Origin of the sequence: Pantoea sp. Ap-967, from assembly GCF_011752565.1 — a bacterium.
GTDB lineage: Bacteria > Pseudomonadota > Gammaproteobacteria > Pseudomonadales > Pseudomonadaceae > Aquipseudomonas.
In genome coordinates, this window is record NZ_VWXK01000014.1 from 36,011 (window position 1) to 55,129 (window position 19,119).

Annotated in this window: 14 protein-coding genes; 8 read left to right on the forward strand and 6 right to left on the reverse strand. The window is 63.7% G+C overall.

Annotated features, from left to right (window positions below; genetic code table 11):
• Positions 1-22: 22 nt before the first annotated feature.
• Positions 23-1,477: a tRNA uracil 4-sulfurtransferase ThiI gene (gene thiI / locus F3J45_RS16235; protein ID WP_167064527.1), complete on the reverse strand. Its 1,455-nt coding sequence runs from the start codon at positions 1,475-1,477 to the stop codon at positions 23-25.
• A 557-nt stretch (positions 1,478-2,034) separates the two neighbouring features.
• Between thiI and glnA the strand changes: the two genes are divergently transcribed.
• The 3 genes from glnA (at position 2,035) to ntrC (ending at position 6,333) form a co-directional block, all read left to right on the forward strand.
• On the forward strand, positions 2,035-3,441 hold the full coding sequence (gene glnA / locus F3J45_RS16240) for a type I glutamate--ammonia ligase (protein WP_167064530.1): 1,407 nt from the start codon (positions 2,035-2,037) through the stop codon (positions 3,439-3,441).
• Between the two features lie 373 nt (positions 3,442-3,814).
• Positions 3,815-4,900 (forward strand): nitrogen regulation protein NR(II), encoded by a 1,086-nt coding sequence (glnL, locus tag F3J45_RS16245; RefSeq protein WP_167064533.1) that lies wholly within the window; start codon positions 3,815-3,817, stop codon positions 4,898-4,900.
• On the forward strand, positions 4,897-6,333 hold the full coding sequence (ntrC, locus tag F3J45_RS16250) for a nitrogen regulation protein NR(I) (protein WP_167064536.1): 1,437 nt from the start codon (positions 4,897-4,899) through the stop codon (positions 6,331-6,333). Before glnL ends, ntrC begins: the two co-directional genes overlap by 4 nt.
• A gap of 380 nt (positions 6,334-6,713) precedes the next feature.
• On the opposite strand, the gene F3J45_RS16255 is transcribed toward ntrC, so the two are convergent.
• Positions 6,714-7,151, reverse strand: coding sequence for a hypothetical protein (locus F3J45_RS16255; protein ID WP_167064538.1), 438 nt, complete (start codon positions 7,149-7,151; stop codon positions 6,714-6,716).
• On the opposite strand from F3J45_RS16255, the gene trmL reads away from it, so the two are divergent.
• Positions 7,150-7,611, forward strand: a complete 462-nt coding sequence (gene trmL / locus F3J45_RS16260) for a tRNA (uridine(34)/cytosine(34)/5-carboxymethylaminomethyluridine(34)-2'-O)-methyltransferase TrmL (protein ID WP_167064541.1) — start codon at positions 7,150-7,152, stop codon at positions 7,609-7,611. The two genes, F3J45_RS16255 and trmL, sit on opposite strands and share 2 nt — an antisense overlap.
• A gap of 164 nt (positions 7,612-7,775) precedes the next feature.
• Here the strand turns inward: trmL and secB are convergent, their stop codons facing one another.
• From secB to F3J45_RS16275, 3 genes are read right to left on the reverse strand one after another with little or no spacing between them, the layout of a single operon-like run.
• The gene (gene secB / locus F3J45_RS16265; RefSeq protein WP_167064543.1) at positions 7,776-8,261 is read right to left on the reverse strand and encodes a protein-export chaperone SecB; all 486 of its coding nucleotides are present in this window, start codon (positions 8,259-8,261) and stop codon (positions 7,776-7,778) included.
• Between the two features lie 39 nt (positions 8,262-8,300).
• Positions 8,301-8,555: a glutaredoxin 3 gene (gene grxC / locus F3J45_RS16270; RefSeq protein WP_167064546.1), complete on the reverse strand. Its 255-nt coding sequence runs from the start codon at positions 8,553-8,555 to the stop codon at positions 8,301-8,303.
• Position 8,556: 1 nt separating this feature from the next.
• Positions 8,557-8,970: a rhodanese-like domain-containing protein gene (locus F3J45_RS16275; protein ID WP_167064549.1), complete on the reverse strand. Its 414-nt coding sequence runs from the start codon at positions 8,968-8,970 to the stop codon at positions 8,557-8,559.
• A 206-nt stretch (positions 8,971-9,176) separates the two neighbouring features.
• Between F3J45_RS16275 and gpmI the strand changes: the two genes are divergently transcribed.
• The 4 genes from gpmI to F3J45_RS16295 all read left to right on the forward strand — a co-directional run bounded on the left by gpmI (position 9,177) and on the right by F3J45_RS16295 (position 14,447).
• Positions 9,177-10,712 carry a 2,3-bisphosphoglycerate-independent phosphoglycerate mutase gene (gene gpmI / locus F3J45_RS16280; RefSeq protein WP_167064552.1) on the forward strand — a complete coding sequence of 512 codons (1,536 nt, stop codon included), beginning with the start codon at positions 9,177-9,179 and terminating at the stop codon, positions 10,710-10,712.
• A gap of 227 nt (positions 10,713-10,939) precedes the next feature.
• Positions 10,940-12,247: a murein hydrolase activator EnvC gene (locus F3J45_RS16285; RefSeq protein ID WP_167064555.1), complete on the forward strand. Its 1,308-nt coding sequence runs from the start codon at positions 10,940-10,942 to the stop codon at positions 12,245-12,247.
• Positions 12,248-12,326: 79 nt separating this feature from the next.
• Entirely contained in the window at positions 12,327-13,658 is a 1,332-nt protein-coding gene (locus tag F3J45_RS16290; RefSeq protein WP_167064558.1) for a S41 family peptidase, read from the forward strand.
• 9 nt (positions 13,659-13,667) lie between these two features.
• A complete protein-coding gene (locus tag F3J45_RS16295) occupies positions 13,668-14,447 on the forward strand; it encodes a divergent polysaccharide deacetylase family protein (protein WP_167064561.1) in 780 nt (259 codons plus the stop codon).
• A 28-nt stretch (positions 14,448-14,475) separates the two neighbouring features.
• Here F3J45_RS16295 and F3J45_RS16300 read toward each other — a convergent pair whose 3' ends face one another.
• Positions 14,476-19,110 (reverse strand): dermonecrotic toxin domain-containing protein, encoded by a 4,635-nt coding sequence (locus F3J45_RS16300; protein ID WP_167064564.1) that lies wholly within the window; start codon positions 19,108-19,110, stop codon positions 14,476-14,478.
• Positions 19,111-19,119: the final 9 nt, after the last annotated feature.

Below are 19,119 nucleotides of genomic sequence, written 5' to 3' on the forward strand. Positions count from 1 at the left end.
GCCGCCATACAGCCCTGGCGTCTTATGTCGGACGATAAACACGCACATTGGCATGTCCCTCACTGAGCAGGTGGTGTGCGTGCAGGCGGCTCATCACACCTTTGTCGCAATACAGCAGGTACTGGCGCGTGGGGTCCAGGTGCTTGAACTTGCTGTTGATCGCGTAGAACGGCATGGCCTGGACTTCGATGCCGTCCAGGGCCAGGGGTTCGTCTTCCTGGGCGTCGGGGTGACGAATGTCGATGACGATCTGGCCCGGCAGCGCCTCGGCCACTTCCTCGATTTCGATGTCCTTGCCCAGCTCATCGATCACGTGGTCGATGGAAATGAATTTGGCACGTTCCAGGGCACGTTCGAGCACAGCCATGTCGAACTGCTTTTCTTCGTGCTCCATGCGGTGGCGCTTGGCATGGGTGGTTGGGTTCACCGAGATCACGCCGCAGTATTCCGGCATGTGCTTGGCAAAGTCGGCGGTGCCGATTTCGGTGGCCTGGTCGATGATGTCCTGCTTGTGGCTGGCCAGCAACGGGCGCAGCACCAGCTTGTCGGTGGCCGAGTCGATGATCGACAGGTTCGGCAGGGTCTGGCTGGACACCTGGGAAATCGCCTCGCCGGTGACCAGCGCGTCGATCTGCAGGCGCTCGGCCATGTGCGCGGCGCCGCGCAGCATCATGCGCTTGAGGGTCACGCCCATGTAGCTGTTGTCGACCTTGTTGAGGATTTCCCCCACCACTTCCTCGAACGGCACGCTGATGAACAGCACGCGCTGGCTGCTGCCGTACTTCTTCCACAGGAAGTGGGCCACTTCCATCACGCCCAGCTCATGGGCACGGCCGCCGAGGTTGAAGAAGCAGAAGTGGGTCATCAGGCCACGGCGCATCATCTGGTAGGCGGCCACGGTGGAGTCGAAGCCACCGGACATCAGCACCAGGGTCTGCTCCAGGGCACCCAGCGGGTAGCCGCCGATGCCGTTGTGCTGGTTGTGGATCACGTACAGGCGCTGGTTGCGGATTTCGATGCGCACCAGCACTTCAGGCGCCTTCAGGTCGATGCCGGTGGCGCCGCATTGCTGGCGCAGCTGGCTGCCGACGTAGCGGTCGACGTCCATCGAGGTGAAGTCGTGGTGGCCGCCGCGCTTGCAGCGCACGGCAAAGCGCTTGCCGGCCAGCAGGTGGCCGAAGTGCTGCTTGCACTTGGCGACGATATCGTCGAAGTCGCCCAGTGGGTATTCCTCTACCTGCAGGAAGTGGGTGATACCCGGGGTGCAGGTAAGGCGCTCGATCATCTCGCGCTGGACCTTCTCGTCCTCGACGCGGGTGACCACTTCGAGATTGTCCCAGACACCATCGACCACGAGCTCTGGATCGAGGTCCTTGAGCACGTTGCGGATGTTCTTGCCGAGCTGGCGGATGAAGCGCTTGCGCACCGGCCGGCTCTTGATGGTGATCTCTGGGAAGACTTTGACGATAAGTTTCATTGGTTTAACAGCGCGCGCAGGGCCTGCCGAAAATGAGGGGCGCGAATTATAGCGGAAATTGCTCAGGATTTGAGCAACTTTTGATCAGAAGGTTTCAGATAAATGCCAGAGCGGGGTTTTGTGATGGCCGTGAGATCGAGCGCCGCCCGCGCGGCGCATCGCAGGCAAGCCTGCTCCTACATTTTCTGGGCCAGTGTTCATGTGGCATTCGCGCGCGAAGGAACAGGAATGATTGGCCCGAAACAGATGTAGGAGCAGGCTTGCCTGCGATGCGCCGCGCGGGCGGCGCTCGATCTCACAGGCACCACAACAACCAAGGCATGCATCATATTGGTGCGCACCCAACAAAACCTGCATCCAAAGGGTGCATTTTTCCCGGCGCATGGCCCGACAAATGCCCGCAAACGCCCCCTTTTATCCCGGCCTCGCCATTTTCGGGCACTGGCATGCAATTTGCTCCCTTGTGAGGCAGGTAAGCTTGGCCGACTATCCGCGCCCGGCAACACCCTTTTTCCAGAGCAGCGGCCCACCGCGCTCTAGACCATCCGGAGGACAACATGTCGAAGTCGGTTCAACTCATCAAAGATCATGACGTCAAGTGGATTGATCTGCGTTTCACGGACACCAAAGGCGTTCAGCATCACGTGACCATGCCGGCGCGTGATGGCCTGGACGAAGACTTCTTCGAAGTCGGCAAGATGTTCGACGGTTCCTCCATCGCTGGCTGGAAAGGCATCGAAGCTTCCGACATGATCCTGATGCCGGTTGACGAAACCGCCGTTCTGGACCCGTTCACCGAAGAACCGACCCTGATCATCACCTGCGACATCGTCGACCCGTCGAGCATGCAGGGCTACGACCGCGACCCACGTGCGATCGCCAAGCGCGCCGAAGAGTACCTCAAGAGCACCGGCATCGGTGACACCGTGTTCGCAGGCCCAGAGCCTGAGTTCTTCATCTTCGACGAAGTGAAGTTCAAGTCGGACATCTCCGGCTCGATGTTCAAGATCTTCTCCGAGCAAGGCTCGTGGATGTCCGACGCTGACGTGGAAGGCGGCAACAAAGGCCACCGTCCAGGCGTGAAAGGTGGCTACTTCCCAGTTCCGCCGTTCGACCACGACCACGAAATCCGTACTGCCATGTGCAACGCACTGGAAGAAATGGGCCAGACCGTCGAAGTTCACCACCACGAAGTGGCGACTGCCGGCCAGAACGAAATCGGCGTCAAGTTCAACACCCTGGTGAAGAAGGCTGACGAAGTACAGGCCCTGAAATACGTCGTGCACAACGTTGCCGACGCCTACGGCCGTACCGCCACCTTCATGCCGAAGCCACTGTACGGCGACAACGGCTCGGGCATGCACGTGCACATGTCGATCTGGAAAGAAGGCAAGAACACCTTCGCCGGTGAAGGCTATGCCGGCCTGTCGGAAACTGCCCTGTACTTCATCGGCGGTATCATCAAGCACGGTAAGGCCCTGAACGGCTTCACCAACCCGTCGACCAACTCCTACAAGCGTCTGGTTCCAGGCTTCGAAGCCCCGGTCATGCTGGCCTACTCGGCACGCAACCGTTCCGCCTCGATCCGTATTCCTTACGTCGGCAGCCCGAAAGCCCGCCGTATCGAAGCCCGCTTCCCGGACCCATCGGCCAACCCGTACCTGGCCTTCGCGGCCCTGCTGATGGCTGGCCTGGACGGTATCCAGAACAAGATTCACCCAGGCGACGCCGCCGACAAGAACCTGTATGACCTGCCGCCAGAAGAGGCCAAGGACATCCCGCAGGTTTGCGGCAGCCTGAAAGAGGCCCTGGAAGAGCTGGACAAAGGCCGTGCGTTCCTGACCAAGGGCGGCGTGTTCTCCGACGACTTCATCGATGCCTTCATCGAGCTGAAGAGCGAAGAAGAAATCAAGGTCCGCACCTTCGTGCACCCGCTGGAATACGAGCTGTACTACAGCTGCTGATCTGATCGGCGCCTTGCGCTGACGACATGATCAAGACGGCCTCCCTCGGGAGGCCGTTTTTGTTTCTGCGTTCTGTGGCTTGAGATCCTTCCTGCCTTAGACCCGATGAAACCTCTATGCTCTATATTGGTGCGCTCAACGCGCTGGCGCCCTTGAATGCACCCCAAAAAAAGGCACGTGAAACGTTTAACCCAAGGATTCTGGTCCGAATCTGCGCAATTTCAGGCCTTTATGGGCAAATTCCGCTTCTTTTCGGAGCCTTGGTTTGTTTCTTGCAGTTTCTTGAGAAGAGACTGGCATCCGCGGAGCCTCCGCGCGCCCGGCCCTGGCCGCGCCATGCCTGACAAGCGCCAAAAGAGGTCAACGACGCCTTATGACCATCAGCGATGCACAGCACCGTCTGCTTCTGGACAACCTGACCACCGCCACGCTGCTGCTCAATGCCGAGCTGCGCCTGGAATACATGAACCCGGCCGCGGAAATGCTGCTGGCCGTCAGCGGCCAGCGCAGCCACGGCCAGTTCATCAGCGAGCTGTTCACCGAATCGACCGAGGCGCTCAACTCGCTGCGCCAGGCCGTGGAACAGGCGCACCCGTTCACCAAGCGCGAAGCGCAACTGACCTCGCTGACTGGCCAGACCATCACCGTCGACTACGCCGTGACGCCAATCCTGCACCAGGGCACCACCCTGTTGCTGCTGGAGGTGCACCCGCGTGACCGCCTGCTGCGCATCACCAAGGAAGAGGCCCAGCTGAGCAAGCAGGAAACCACCAAGATGCTGGTGCGTGGCCTGGCCCACGAGATCAAGAACCCGCTCGGCGGCATTCGCGGCGCCGCGCAGCTGCTGGCGCGCGAACTGCCTGAAGAAAGCCTGCGCGACTACACCAATGTGATCATCGAAGAGGCCGACCGCCTGCGCAACCTGGTCGACCGCATGCTCGGCTCGAACAAGCTGCCGTCGCTGGCCATGACCAACATCCACGAGGTGCTGGAGCGCGTGTGCAGCCTGGTGGAGGCGGAAAGCCAGGGCTGCATCACATTGGTGCGCGATTACGACCCAAGCCTGCCCGATGTGTTGATCGACCGCGAGCAGATGATCCAGGCCGTGCTCAACATCGTGCGCAACGCCATGCAGGCGATCAGCTCGCAGAACGAGCTGCGCCTTGGCCGCATCAGCCTGCGCAGCCGCGCCGTGCGCCAGTTCACCATCGGCCATGTGCGCCATCGCCTGGCGGCCCGTATCGAAATCATCGACAACGGCCCGGGCATTCCTGCGGAACTGCAGGACACCCTGTTTTATCCCATGGTCAGCGGGCGCCCGGACGGTACCGGGCTCGGCCTGGCCATTACTCAGAACATCATCAGCCAGCACCAGGGCCTGATCGAGTGTGAAAGCCACGCAGGGCACACCGCCTTCTCGATCTTCCTGCCCCTGGAACAAGGAGCCATCGCCTCATGAGCCGCAGTGAAACCGTATGGATCGTCGACGATGACCGCTCCATCCGCTGGGTCCTGGAAAAAGCCCTGCAACAGGAAGGCATGACCACCCAGAGCTTCGACAGCGCCGATGGCGTGATGGGCCGCCTGGCCCGGCAGCAGCCGGACGTGATCATTTCCGACATTCGCATGCCCGGTGCCAGTGGCCTCGACCTGCTGGCGCAGATCCGCGAACACCACCCGCGCCTGCCGGTCATCATCATGACCGCGCACTCGGACCTGGACAGCGCCGTGGCGTCGTACCAGGGCGGTGCCTTCGAGTACCTGCCCAAGCCGTTCGACGTCGACGAGGCCGTCTCCCTGGTCAAGCGTGCCAACCAGCACGCCCAGGAACAGCAAGGCCTGGACGTGCCCCAGGTGCTGGCGCGCACGCCGGAGATCATCGGCGAAGCGCCGGCGATGCAGGAGGTGTTTCGCGCCATCGGCCGCCTCAGCCACTCCAACATCACCGTGCTGATCAACGGCGAGTCGGGCACCGGCAAGGAGCTGGTGGCCCATGCCCTGCACCGCCACAGCCCGCGCGCCGCTTCGCCGTTCATCGCCCTGAACATGGCGGCCATTCCCAAGGACCTGATGGAGTCGGAGCTGTTCGGCCACGAGAAAGGCGCCTTCACCGGCGCGGCCAACCTGCGCCGTGGGCGCTTCGAGCAGGCCGACGGCGGCACCTTGTTCCTCGACGAGATCGGCGATATGCCGGCCGATACCCAAACCCGCCTGCTGCGGGTGCTGGCCGACGGCGAGTTCTACCGTGTGGGCGGGCATATTCCGGTGAAGGTCGACGTGCGCATCATCGCCGCCACCCACCAGAACCTGGAATCGCTGGTCACTGCGGGCAAGTTCCGTGAAGACTTGTTCCACCGCCTGAACGTGATCCGCATCCATATCCCGCGCCTGGCCGACCGCCGCGAGGACATTCCAGCGCTGGCCCGCCACTTCCTTGGCCGCGCCGCCCAGGAGCTGGCGGTGGAGCCGAAGCTGCTCAAGCCGGAAACCGAAGAGTTCATTCGCAACCTGCCGTGGCCGGGCAACGTGCGCCAGCTGGAGAACACCTGCCGCTGGATCACGGTGATGGCGTCCAGCCGCGAAGTGCTGATCGGCGACTTGCCGCCAGAGCTGCTGAACCTGCCCCAGGACGCGGCGCCGGTGACCAACTGGGAGCAGGCGCTGCGCCAGTGGGCCGACCAGGCCCTGGCGCGCGGGCAGTCGAACCTGCTCGACAGCGCGGTGCCCAGCTTCGAGCGGATCATGATCGAGACGGCCCTCAAGCATACTGCCGGGCGGCGGCGTGATGCGGCGGTGTTGCTGGGTTGGGGGCGCAACACCCTGACCCGCAAGATCAAGGAGCTGGGGATGAATGTGGATGGCGGGGATGATGATGAGGGTGAGGACCACTGACCTGTTGCGTCACCTGTGACACCTCTGGGGCTGCTGCGCAGCCCATCGCGACCTATGGTCGCTCCTACAGGCGTTCATATTCCTGTAGGAGCGACCGCAGGTCGCGATGGGCCGCGAAGCGGCCCCAGCCCTTTCTGCCCAGATGCACCGATCCTGTGCCCCGTGCACCTCCCCAAGGCACAAATCCCCTCAAACCCCGGCCAAATCACCCTGAAAGCCCCGTATTCCTGGGCTTTGCAAACTTGGCACGCCCCCTGCAATAGGTAATACATACCCAGTTTCGGGGGCCCTGGTACAGGCAGGCCGGGTGACCCCTCTTTTATTCGCTGTAACGCCGCTTTTGGGGACCTCGGTACAGGCAGGCCGGGATATCCCCTCTTTTATTCGTGCAGCCTCACCTGCACCCGCCAACGCCCAGCGTCCTCTGCACCGGCCCATTGGCCGTGCAGGGGGCGCGCGGCAACCACCGTCAGCAGCAGCCCCTTGTCACTCTTCTGCAAACGCCAGCCAACCGGCTTGCCCTGCAGGTCTAGCTGACCACGCTGCGCCTTGCCCTCGGCCTCGAACAACAGCGCCACGGTACCTTCGACATTTTCGCCATGCAGCCTGGGTTCTTCGTTGAACCACAGATCCAGGCCATCCTGCACCACCTCGACCTGCTCCAGCACATGCTCATCCGGGGCAGTCAGGCGGCCTATCATCAGGCCTACCAAAACGCCGAACAGCGCCAGTGAAAGCAGCATGCGCGGCCAGGCCTTCGAACGTAGGTCGGGTTCGGGGGTAGAATGCTCGTCATCTTCACGTTTGGAGCCGTGCATGTTTCACGTCATCCTTTTTCAACCAGAAATTCCGCCGAATACCGGCAACATCATTCGCCTCTGCGCCAACAGTGGCTGCGCCCTGCACCTGATCGAGCCGATCAGCTTCGAGCTGGACGACAAACGCCTGCGCCGTGCGGGGCTGGATTACCACGAGTATGCCACGCTCAAGCGCCACGAGAGCCTGGCCGCCTGCCTGGAAAGCCTGGGCAATCCACGGCTGTTCGCCTTCACCACCAAGGGTTCGCACCCGTTCCATGAAGTGGCCTACCAGCCGGGCGATGCCTTCCTGTTCGGGCCAGAGAGCCGTGGCCTGCCGGCCGAAGTGCTGGACAGCCTGCCAGCCGAGCAGCGCCTGCGCCTGCCGATGCGGCCTGGGTGCCGGAGTTTGAACCTGTCCAATACCGTGGCGGTGACGGTGTATGAGGCCTGGCGGCAGAATGGGTTTGCCGGGAGTTGAGATCGCGCACGGCCTTGCCTGAGCATCGCGAGCTACGCTCGCTCCTACAGGGGGTACCAAACCCTGGTAGGAGCGAGCAAAGCTCGCGATGCGCCGCCCACGCGGCGCCGGCTCCCAAACCAAAAAAAGCGCCCCGAGAGGCGCTTTTTCAATACCGGCAAAAATTACTGCACGGTCGGCGTTTCGCCCGCTTCCTGCATACGCTGCAGCTCTTGCGCGTACAGGGCGTCGAAGTTCACCGGCGACAGCATCAGGGCCGGGAACGAACCACGGGTCACCAGGCTGTCCAGGGTTTCGCGAGCGTACGGGAACAGGATGTTCGGGCAGAACGCGCCCAGGGTGTGGCTCATCGAAGCGGCGTCGAGGTTGGCGATCAGGAAGATGCCGGCCTGTTGCACTTCGGCGATGAAGGCCACTTCGTCACCGTTCTTCACGGTGACCGACAGGGTCAGCACCACTTCGTGGAAGTCGCCTTCCAGGGCTTTCTGCTTGGTGTTCAAGTCCAGGGCAACGCTTGGCTCCCACTGCTGGCGGAAGATCTGCGGGCTTTTCGGGGCTTCGAACGACAGGTCACGCACGTAGATGCGCTGCAGGGAGAACTGAGGGCTGTTGTCTTCTGCAGCAGCGCCGTTGGTCTGTTGGTCAGTCATGGCAGATCCTTATCCTAATGTTTTTGAATGCAGTGCAAATCAGGCCGCCAGCAGCGCGTCGAGCTTGCCGGCGCGCTCCAGGGCAAAGAGGTCATCGCATCCACCGACGTGGGTGCTGCCGATCCAGATCTGCGGCACCGAGGTACGGCCGGCCTTCTGGCTCATTTCAGCGCGCACCTGGGGCTTGCCGTCGACCTTGATCTCTTCGAAGGCCACGCCCTTGCTTTCAAGCAGGTACTTGGCGCGCATGCAGTAGGGGCAGTAGTCGCTGGAATAGACGATGACAGGCTTCATATCACTTCACCAGGGGCAGGTTATCGGCTTTCCAGCTGGAAACGCCACCGCTCAGCTTGGCAGCGGTGTAACCAGCCTTGAGCAGTTCGCGGCAAATCGTGCCGGACTGCTGGCCCATTGCATCGACGATGATCAGGGTCTTTTCTTTGTGCTTTTCAAGCTCGGCCATGCGGTTGGCCAGTTTGTCCTGCGGGATGTTCAGCGCGCCGACGATGTGGCCGGCCGAGTATTCCTTCGCAGGACGAATGTCGATGACCAGGGCTTTGTCGGCGTTGACCAGGGCGGTCAGCTGGCCATTGCTCAGGCTCTGGCCACCACGGCGGACTTCATTGACCAGCAGTGCGACCAGCAGCACAACGAAGATCGCCACCAGGATGTAGTGATCTGTCGCGAATTGAATCAGGTGAGCAACCATCAGCGGTGTTCCAGTCGATTGAAAATGCCGGCCAGTATACACAGCCCCCCAGTACCACCAAAGCCCGGTTGGCCGGCTGTAAAAGTACCTTCATGTTGCCAGGCGGCCCGCGCTGGTCGGTGAGCAGGACGATTATTCGCCGCTGATGGCGCATTTGCCCTAAAATGCGTGTCTTTATCATCTTTGAACAACCGTGAGTTTGATTGATGACGAGCACGCCCAAACCCCTGGTCCTGATCATCCTGGATGGATTCGGCCATAGCGAAAGCCCCGAATACAATGCCATCTACGCCGCCAACACACCGGTCTACGACCGCCTGCGCGCCACCCAGCCGCATGGTTTGATTTCCGGTTCCGGGATGGACGTTGGCCTGCCGGACGGGCAGATGGGCAACTCCGAAGTCGGCCACATGAACCTCGGGGCCGGGCGCGTCGTCTACCAGGACTTCACCCGGGTGACCAAGGCCATCCGCGATGGCGAGTTCTTCCAGAACCCGGTGCTCACCGGCGCCGTCGACAAGGCCGCCGCCAACGGCAAGGCCGTGCACATCCTTGGCCTGCTGTCCGACGGTGGCGTTCACAGCCACCAGGACCACCTGGTGGCCATGGCCGAACTGGCCGTGCAACGCGGTGCCGAGAAAATCTACCTGCACGCCTTCCTCGACGGCCGCGACACCCCGCCGCGCAGTGCCCAATCGTCCATCGAACTGCTCGACGCCACCTTCGCCAAGCTCGGCAAGGGCCGCATCGCCAGCCTGATCGGCCGTTACTACGCGATGGACCGCGACAACCGCTGGGACCGGGTCAGCGCCGCCTATAACCTGATCGTCGACAGCACCGCCGAATACACCGCCGACAGCGCCGTTGCCGGCCTGGAAGCGGCCTATGCGCGTGACGAGAGCGACGAGTTCGTCAAGGCCACGCGCATTGGCGAGGCGGTGAAGGTCGAAGACGGCGACGCGGTGATCTTCATGAACTTCCGCGCCGACCGCGCCCGCGAGCTGTCGCGCGTGTTCGTCGAGCCCGATTTCAACGAATTCCCCCGCGCCCGCCTGCCCAAGCTGGCCGCCTACATCGGCCTCACCCAGTATTCGGCGAAAATCCCGGCCCCGGCGGCATTTGCCCCGGCCAGCCTGAACAACGTGCTTGGCGAGTACCTGGCGAAGAACGGCAAAACCCAGCTGCGCATCGCCGAAACCGAGAAATACGCCCACGTTACCTTCTTCTTCTCCGGTGGCCGTGAAGAGCCGTTCGAAGGCGAAGAGCGCATCCTGATTCCATCGCCAAAGGTCGCTACCTACGACCTGCAGCCGGAAATGAGCGCGCCGGAGGTCACCGACCGCATCGTCGAGGCCATCGAGCAGCAGCGCTACGATGTGATCGTGGTCAACTACGCCAACGGCGACATGGTCGGCCACACCGGCGTGTTCCAGGCCGCGGTCAAGGCCGTGGAAGCCCTGGACGGCTGCGTTGGGCGCATCGTCGAGGCGCTGGACAAGGTCGGCGGCGAAGCGCTGATCACGGCCGACCACGGCAACGTCGAACAGATGGAAGACGAAAGCACCGGCCAGGCGCACACCGCCCACACCACGGAGCCTGTGCCCTTCATTTATGTTGGCAAGCGCAAGGTGCAGGTTCGCGAAGGCGGCGTGCTGGCTGACGTGGCGCCAACCATGCTGAAGTTGCTGGGGCTGGAGAAGCCTTCGGAAATGACCGGTACTTCGATTCTGGTTGACGGTTGATTGTGGAGCGGGGCCGCTTTGCGGCCCTTCGCGACTTGGCAGTCGCTCCTACCAGGGAATCGCGTAACCCCCGTAGGAGCGACTGCCAAGTCGCGATGGGCCGCAAAGCAGCCCCACCCACGCATGAATTCCAGACAAACGCCCCCCTGTCCCCACAGCGAGGCGTTTTTTTTGCCTGCCCGCACGGGCATACTAGGCCGGTCTCCAGCCCCGGTACGCCAAACCCCATGCTACGCGCCCTGATCCTACTAGCCTTGTCCTGCCTGCTCAGCCCGGCCTTCGCCGACGAGCGCGCGCAGACCCAGCAACAACTGGACTCCACCCGCCAGGACATTGCCGAGCTCAAGAAGACATTGGGCAAGCTGCAGGAAGAAAAAGCCGGCGTACAAAAAGACCTCAAGGCCACCGAAACCGATATCGGCAACCTGGAGAAGCAGGTGGAGGCCCTGCAACAAGAATTAAAAAAGACCGAGGGCGAGCTGGAGCGCCTTGATACCGAGAAAAAAAAACTCCAGAGCGCCCGCGTTGAACAACAACGGCTGATCGCCATCCAGGCCCGCTCGGCCTACCAGAACAATGGGCGCGAGGAATATCTCAAGCTGCTGCTCAACCAGCAGAACCCCGAGAAATTCGCCCGCACCCTCACCTACTACGACTACCTGAGCAAGGCACGCCTCGACCAGCTCAAGGCCTTCAACGAAACCCTGCGCCAGCTGGCCAACGTCGAGCAGGACATTTCCCGCCAGCAAGAGCAGCTGCTGGCCCAGCGCGCCGACCTCGACAGCCGCCGCCAGGCCCTGGACGCCGAACGCGGCAAGCGCCAGCAGGTGCTGGCCAAGCTCAACAGCGACGTCAAGGACCACGACCAGAAGCTGCAGGCCCGCGAGCAAGACCAGGCCGACCTTGCCAAGGTGCTCAAGACCATCGAGGAAACCCTCGCCCGCCAGGCCCGCGAAGCCGAAGAGGCACGCAAGAAGGCCCTGTTGGCCCAGCAGGAAGCCGAGAAGCGCCGCCAGCAGGAAGCCTTGGCGGCGGCCCGTGCCGACAAAGCGGAAAAAGAAGACGCCGAACCGCCGAAAAAGGCCCGCACTACCCTCGGCCCGATGGTTTCCAGCGACGGCGCCAGCTACGGCGGTGCATTTTCCGCAGCACGGGGAAAACTTCCGTGGCCGGTCAATGGTCGATTACTGGCACGCTTCGGTGATGCCCGCGGCAGCGATGCCCGCGCCAAATGGGACGGGGTGATGATCAGCGCCAGCCCCGGCACCCAGGTGCACGCGGTGCATGGCGGGCGCGTGGTGTTCGCCGACTGGTTGCGCGGCGCTGGACTTCTGGTCATTCTCGACCATGGTAATGGTTACCTGAGCCTCTACGGCCACAACCAGAGCCTGCTCAAGAGCGCCGGGGACATCGTCAAGGCCGGCGAGGCCATTTCCACCGTTGGCGACAGCGGCGGCCAGGACGCCGCAGGCTTGTACTTCGCCATCCGTCAGCAGGGCCGCCCCACCGACCCTGCCCAGTGGTGCCGAGGCTGACACAACATTGACGGCGTAGCGCCTGGCGCTGCGCCGATGCTCCCACGGGAGCGCCTACAGGATCAGGAGTTCGTTCGACATGCTGCACTCGCCTCGCCTCACCCAGCTGGCCCTGACCATCGCCCTGGTGGTCGGCGCTCCCCTGGCCGTTGCTGCCGAGCCGGCCAAGGCCGCCAAGCCCGCCGCGGTGCCGGCCACCGAGGTGACCGCCAAGGCACCGCTGCCGCTGGAAGAGCTGCGCACCTTCGCCGAGGTCATGGACCGCATCAAGGCCGCCTATGTAGAGCCTGTTGACGACAAGACCCTGCTGGAAAACGCCATCAAGGGCATGCTCAGCAACCTCGACCCGCACTCGGCCTACCTGGGCCCCGAAGACTTCCAGGAGCTGCAGGAAAGCACCAGCGGCGAATTCGGCGGCCTGGGCATCGAAGTGGGCCAGGAAGACGGCATGATCAAGGTGGTGTCGCCGATCGACGACACCCCGGCGTCCCGTGCCGGTGTGCAGGCGGGCGACCTGATCGTCAAGATCAACGGCGCCCCTACCCGCGGCCAGACCATGACCGAAGCGGTCGACAAGATGCGCGGCAAGATCGGTGAAAAAATCACCCTGACCCTGGTGCGTGACGGCGGTAACCCGTTCGACGTGACCCTCGCCCGTGCGGTGATCCAGGTCAAGAGCGTGAAGAGCCAGCTGCTGGAAAGCGGCTACGGCTACATCCGCATCACCCAGTTCCAGGTCAAGACTGGCGAGGAAGTGGGCAAGGCCCTGGCCAAGCTGCGCAAGGACAGCGGCAAGAAACTGCGCGGCCTGGTGCTGGACCTGCGCAACAACCCAGGCGGCGTGCTGCAGGCGGCCGTGGAAGTGGCCGACCACTTCCTGACCAAGGGCCTGATCGTCTACACCAAGGGCCGCATCGCCAACTCCGAGCTGCGCTTCACCGCCGACCCCGCCGACGCCAGCGAAGGCGTGCCGCTGGTGGTGCTGATCAACGGTGGCAGCGCCTCGGCCTCGGAAATCGTCGCCGGCGCCCTGCAAGACCAGAAACGTGCCGTGCTGATGGGCACCGACAGCTTCGGCAAAGGCTCGGTACAAACCGTGCTGCCGCTGGCCAACGACCGAGCGCTGAAGCTCACCACCGCGCTGTACTACACCCCCAACGGCCGCTCGATCCAGGCCCAGGGCATCGTTCCCGACATCGAAGTGCGCCCGGCCAAGCTGACCACCGATGCCAGCGACAACGACACCTTCAAGGAAGCCGACCTGCAAGGCCACCTGGGCAACGGCAACGGCGGCGCCGACCGCCCCACCGGCAGCAGCGGCAAGCGTACCGAGCGCCCGCAGGACAGCGACTACCAGCTGAGCCAGGCCTTGAGCCTGCTCAAGGGCCTGAACGTCACCAAAGGCGACTGATACTTCCCCATGCGTTATCTGCTGTGTCTGCTGTTCTGCCTGTTGGCCGGCGTCGCGCAAGCGGCGCCGGCCGGCAAGGCCTACCTGAGCATCATCATCGACGACCTGGGCCAAAGCGCCGAGCGTGACAGCCGTACCCTCGCCCTGCCAGGGCCTGTGACCATGGCGATCATGCCCGACACCCCCCATGCCACGGATTTCGCCCGCCAGGCCCACAAGGCAGGCAAAACGGTGATCCTGCACATGCCCATGGACCCGGCCACCGGCCCCTACGCCTGGCACCCTGAAATTCCCCTCGAAGAACTGGCCCGGCGCCTGGACGCCGCATTGGCCAAGGTGCCCTACGCCGCTGGCATCAACAACCACATGGGCAGCCGCATGACCGCCCAGCGTGCGCCGATGACCTGGTTGATGGGAGAACTGCAGCGCCGCCACCTGTTCTTCGTCGACAGCCGCACCAGCGCCGCCACGGTCGCCGCCGCCGAGGCCCAGGCGCTCGGCCTGGCGCACGTGTCGCGGGATGTGTTCCTCGATGACGTGCGCACCCCCGAAGCCATTGCCGGGCAGTTGCAGCAAGGCATTGCCCTGGCCCACAAACAGGGCTCGGCCGTGCTGATCGGCCACCCCTACCCGCAGACCCTGGCGGTACTGGAACAGGCCATCCCGCAGCTCAAGCGCCAAGGTGTGGAGCTGATCCGCCTGCAGCAGATGATTGCCGAGCGTGGCAACCAGGCGATGCCCGCCCACGGCCGCCAGGGGCGCTACAGCAACGCTGCCGCCCCGCGCTAGCGGGAGCAGCAGCGGCTCGTACCGGCAGTCACGCGAAGGGGAACAGGTCCGCGACCTGCTGGGCCTTCAGTTCACCGCGATAGATGAACAGCAACTCGTTACGGGTTTGCGCAGCACGCATTTGCGCGTTGCGCCCCAGCTTGCGCTCGGACCAGATTTTCAAGTGGCCCTTGTCGAACTCAAGCGCCGGCGTGGCTTGCGCCCGATAATGAAAATGCGCTTCCCACAGGCCACTGCCCTGGGCCTGCTTGCCCACCGGGCGCCTGCGGATTTCATAGATGTCCAGGTAATCACCGGCCTGGGTCGGTTTGCGCTGTTCCGAGCGGGTGACCGTCACCTCGCCGCTGCGCAGCAGAAAGCGCAGGCTGTCTGCCGTCGGGTGGCGGGTTGTGAGGTACAGGCCGCGCAGCAGGTCGTCCTTGGCCAGGCGCAAGCGGTCGATGCCGTCGTTCAATGCCTCGTGCAGGGTTTCATGCGTGGCCACCGTCAGCTTGCCGGTGAACTCGGCGAGCTTTTCGATATGGCCGTCGATGACCGTTTCCAACCCGCGCGGCTCGTCGGACTTCACGTACTGCCTGGCCAGGGCGATCACCTGTTCCACTTGTGCCAGCAGGCCCTCGGCCCGCGCCGCGCCTAGCGCGTCGTCGCCTGGAAGCGCGGGCTCCGGGCTGGTCGGTGATGTGCCGCTGTCCTCTACCCATTGGCCGTCATGCTGGTGGAAGGTCTTGAGCACCGCCTTGCGAAAGTCCAGCTGCTGGATAACCGTTTCCCCGTCGACATCGGTTTCCTCACCCACCACCTTATGGCCCCGCCGCGTGGTCACCACCTTGCGTCGGCCCCCACGGCTGGCGTAGAGCGTCACCCGTGGCCGGCGTGGCTCGGCCAGTTCGAGCTCGCGCACGGCCTGGTTCAGGTCTTCCTGAATGGCGTCCATCAGGCCTTTGAGCACCTTGCGGTAGGCGGCCAGCGGCGCCTGCCGGATACCCTCCCCACCCAGGCTGGCCAGGTAGTCGCTCATCGCTTCGGCCTGCTGGTAATCCTGCAAGACGCCGGAGAGGATATCGACGCGCTCCTTCAAGTCCGGCTGGGCCGCGACCTCGCCATGGGCACTGCCGGAGCTTTTCAGCTCGGCACTGGCCAGGTAACCGGCGTAATCGACCAAGACCTGCTCATCGATCGGCGCCAGACGGTTCAGGCTGGCTTCGGCCAGGTCCATCAACAGGCCGAACTGCTGGTCGATCGAGGTCAAGCGGCGCTCCTCGATGATTTGCCCAAGCCAAGCCTCTTTGCCAATACGTTCCCCGGTATCTTCATCCCTGAACACCACCGAGCGGTCGCCCAGGGTGTTCTCCAGCAAGGCATCGAACTTCCCGGAAAGGTTCACCAGGTCGGTGCGCCAGCCCACCACCGCTTCCACCTGCTGGTAATAGTCCAGGTAGCTCTGCTTTTCCGCGTCCGTTTCCGGCAGCACGGCAATGCTGTCGCCCAGGCCCTGCAAGTTCGCCTGTGCAATCAGCCCGCTCAGTTCCCGGGTATACAGGTCGCAGCGTTCGATCAGGTCATGGCGGGTGGTATTGCGTTGCAGGCGAATCGCTTCCTGCATGCTCACCGCCGTTCGCCCCACTGCGGCGATCTGGCTGACGAGCTCGTCATGGACGATGCCCTTTTCTACCAGTTGCTTCATGTCGGCGAGCAGCCGCAAGCGCGATTGCCTCATCAGGTTGGTGAGGATCCTGTGCCGCTCGTCATTGGCCTCCCCCGGGTAGGCGTCCAGGTCCTCAATGGACTTGTTTAGGAACCTACGGTGCTTCTTGAAGTTCTCGCCCAAGTCGTTCAGCTCGGTCAACAAGCGCGACTCGCGGGATTGCAACGACTCCAGCAGGGCCATGTTGGCCTCTTTCATGCGCTCCACTCGCCGCTTGGGCATGCCGCCCAGGCCACGCATGGCGCGGTCGATGCGCCACGCGCCGGCCTCGAACTGCAACCAGGGCCCGGTCAGCTGCTGGCCATCGAATATCCTGATGCCGCCTTCCACCTGGCCCACGTGGTAGGTCAAGCCCGCCATGGTCAGGTAATAGGCGCCATCCACTTCATGCAAACCCTGGCGAACCCCCGAAGCGATGGGCTCCACGCCTTCGAGGGCGACCGCCACGGCCAGGCGTTGCAGCGCACGCTTGTTCTCTGCCGTGAGGTAGTTGAACCCCTGGTTGCCCCGGAAACGCAGGTCGAGCTGGCTCGCGGCAAGGGGCATGGCCCCGGCGAGCACGGTTTTCCCCTGCGCCACCTGGGCGGCGGGTACGACCGGGCGCAATGGCAGGCGCGGAACAAGACGGGCCGGGTCCACCGCCGCCGGTGGTAGCGCCGGCACAGTGGGCTGGCGCTGATGGAGCAGCGCCAGCCCAAGGTTGAGCAACACATCGACCACCGCCGCCGAACGCCCGAACGCATCGTGGCCGGCCAGCATTTGCAGGTCATCGTCCAACCCCTTGAACAGCTGCAGTAGCCAGGCCACGCTGGCCACGGGCCCGCCAATCAGCAGCGTCGCGGTATCGAACAGCAGCCACGCGCCTTCGGCCAGGCGCTCCCAGCGGCTACGGGCCGTGGAGGTCGACTGCAACTGGGCAAGCTCCACCAGCAGGTCGCGGTTGGCAGCATAGAGTTTTTCATCCACCTGGCTCAGCCAGAGCTGAACATCCAGCAGCGCCGGGGCCCCTTGTTCGGGCAGGTTATAGGGGTCGATGCCGATGATGGCGACGTGGGGGTCGGCGAATCCGCCGTGTGCGTAAAGGCTGTGTGCGTCCGGCGCCATCCAGGCCAGCAGGCTTTGCTGCAGCACATCGCTTTGGCGTATGGCCTGCAGCATCGCCTCAAGGCTGGCGAACTCCTTGAGCACGGGTTGCTCGAACAGTGGGCAATACAGCAACGCCCTGCGCGGCTCGGCCGAAAACACCACGTAGGCGCCGCGCACCAGGTCGTGCCGGGTGGATGCCTGGCGTGGCTTGAAGGCCAGCGGGAACAGCGTGATGTTCGGCGTCTGCCGGTCAACGTGGCCCCGGCAGTAATCGACGATGACCTGCAAGCCCGCCTCACTCAAGCCACCCTCAAGCCTTGCCGACAGCGCCAGGAATACCAGCGCACTACGCCACTCGCGGGCAAAGCGGCGCACCCGCTCGGGGCGCTGGCTGCGCTCATCCAGTTGCTGCGCCACCGCTTGGGGGTAATGGCCGCCGATGTCGACCTCGCCCACCAGGCGCTTGAGGTAGTCGGCGTTCAGCCAACCCGGCAACCGGCGGCCAGTTCGGTGTGCAATGCCCTTGATAAAGGCGCCGTGCAGCGAACCCAGGTTGCCGATGGCGAACTGGGTAAGGGTTTTTTGGCCGAGGCTTTCCAGCGGTTCACCGCCGCCACTGCCAACCCCGGCGCCACCTGGCTCACCGCGGGCGATGGCAAGCTCCAGCAGCAGGTCATCACTGTCGTAGAGTGCCGCCTGTGCATGGTCTGCCTGCATCGCCTCGGCCAGCCGCTGCTGGGTATAGGTGTGCAGGTCGGGAATGCCATCCAGGGCGGCAATGCCGTCCGAATCTAGTTGGTCGAGGGCCAATGCCAACAAGGCCGACTGGTAGGCGAAGCTGTCAGCGGCCCGGGCGCGGGCAAGGCCAGGCGGCGCCGGTAGCGCAGCGGCAGCGGGCGCCAGGTAGCCTTCGACGAAATGGCTCGACGGGTCGCTCAAGGCCAGGAACACCCGCTGCAGGTGCTCCACATCCTTCAGGAACGTGTACGGCACCTGCGCCAGGCGCTCGAACAGGCCTTCGAGCATCAGCGTGGCCTGGTAGGCGAAGGCATCCCCTTGCAGCGCGTAGCGGTCCCAGCTCATGTGCTCGAAGCGGTACTGCCCGGCCAACTGGTCACGCAGCCCGATGGCAAAGGCATCAAGGGTGTCGAACGCCCGGATCACACCCGAGGGTGCGCACCAAAGGATGACTTCGCGCTCATCCCATTCGCCCGTGACCAACAAAGCAGGCAAGCAAACCTGGCGGCGCCGTTCGCCCTCAGTGAGGGTTGCCTGCACGGCGAAAACCGTGGGTGCCTGGTCGCCGCCCTTGAGCAGCCCGCGCACGCAGCGCTGCTGCTGGTCGTCCAGGCCTTGCAGGGGCAGGCCCTGCAACAGGGCCATCTTCACCACCAACTGCAGCCAGCGCTCACGGCTGACACCGGCGCTGCCCATGGCATTCCAGTAGTCGACCTGGGCTTGCTGGAACCACACCGGCAGCTCGGCCAGCAGTTCATTGATCGCGGAGCCTGCGCTGCCGAGGTCCAAATACCCCAGCGAGTCATCATCGCCGGCAAACCGGTGCGGTGCAGCCAGGCCGATCTTGTAGGCGCGGCCAGCAATGGGCAAGAAACCCAGTGCCTGCTGGTCGAGCACTGCTTGCAGGGCAACGTCCACCAGCGGCTGGGTGACCCAATGCGGCTGTGTTGGATGGGGGCTGATCAGCGTCACCGCCTCGGCACTGCCCAGCGGCGGCTGCACGCTGGCGATGGCAGGCAAGGTGTGTTCGAGAATGGCCAGCAAGCGCCGGGCCAGCACCTCGCGCAAGGTGGGGCGGGTGGCGAACTGGGTCGCGACGAGGGTTTTGAAATCGGCAGGCAGGTATTCAGACATGGCGGGGCG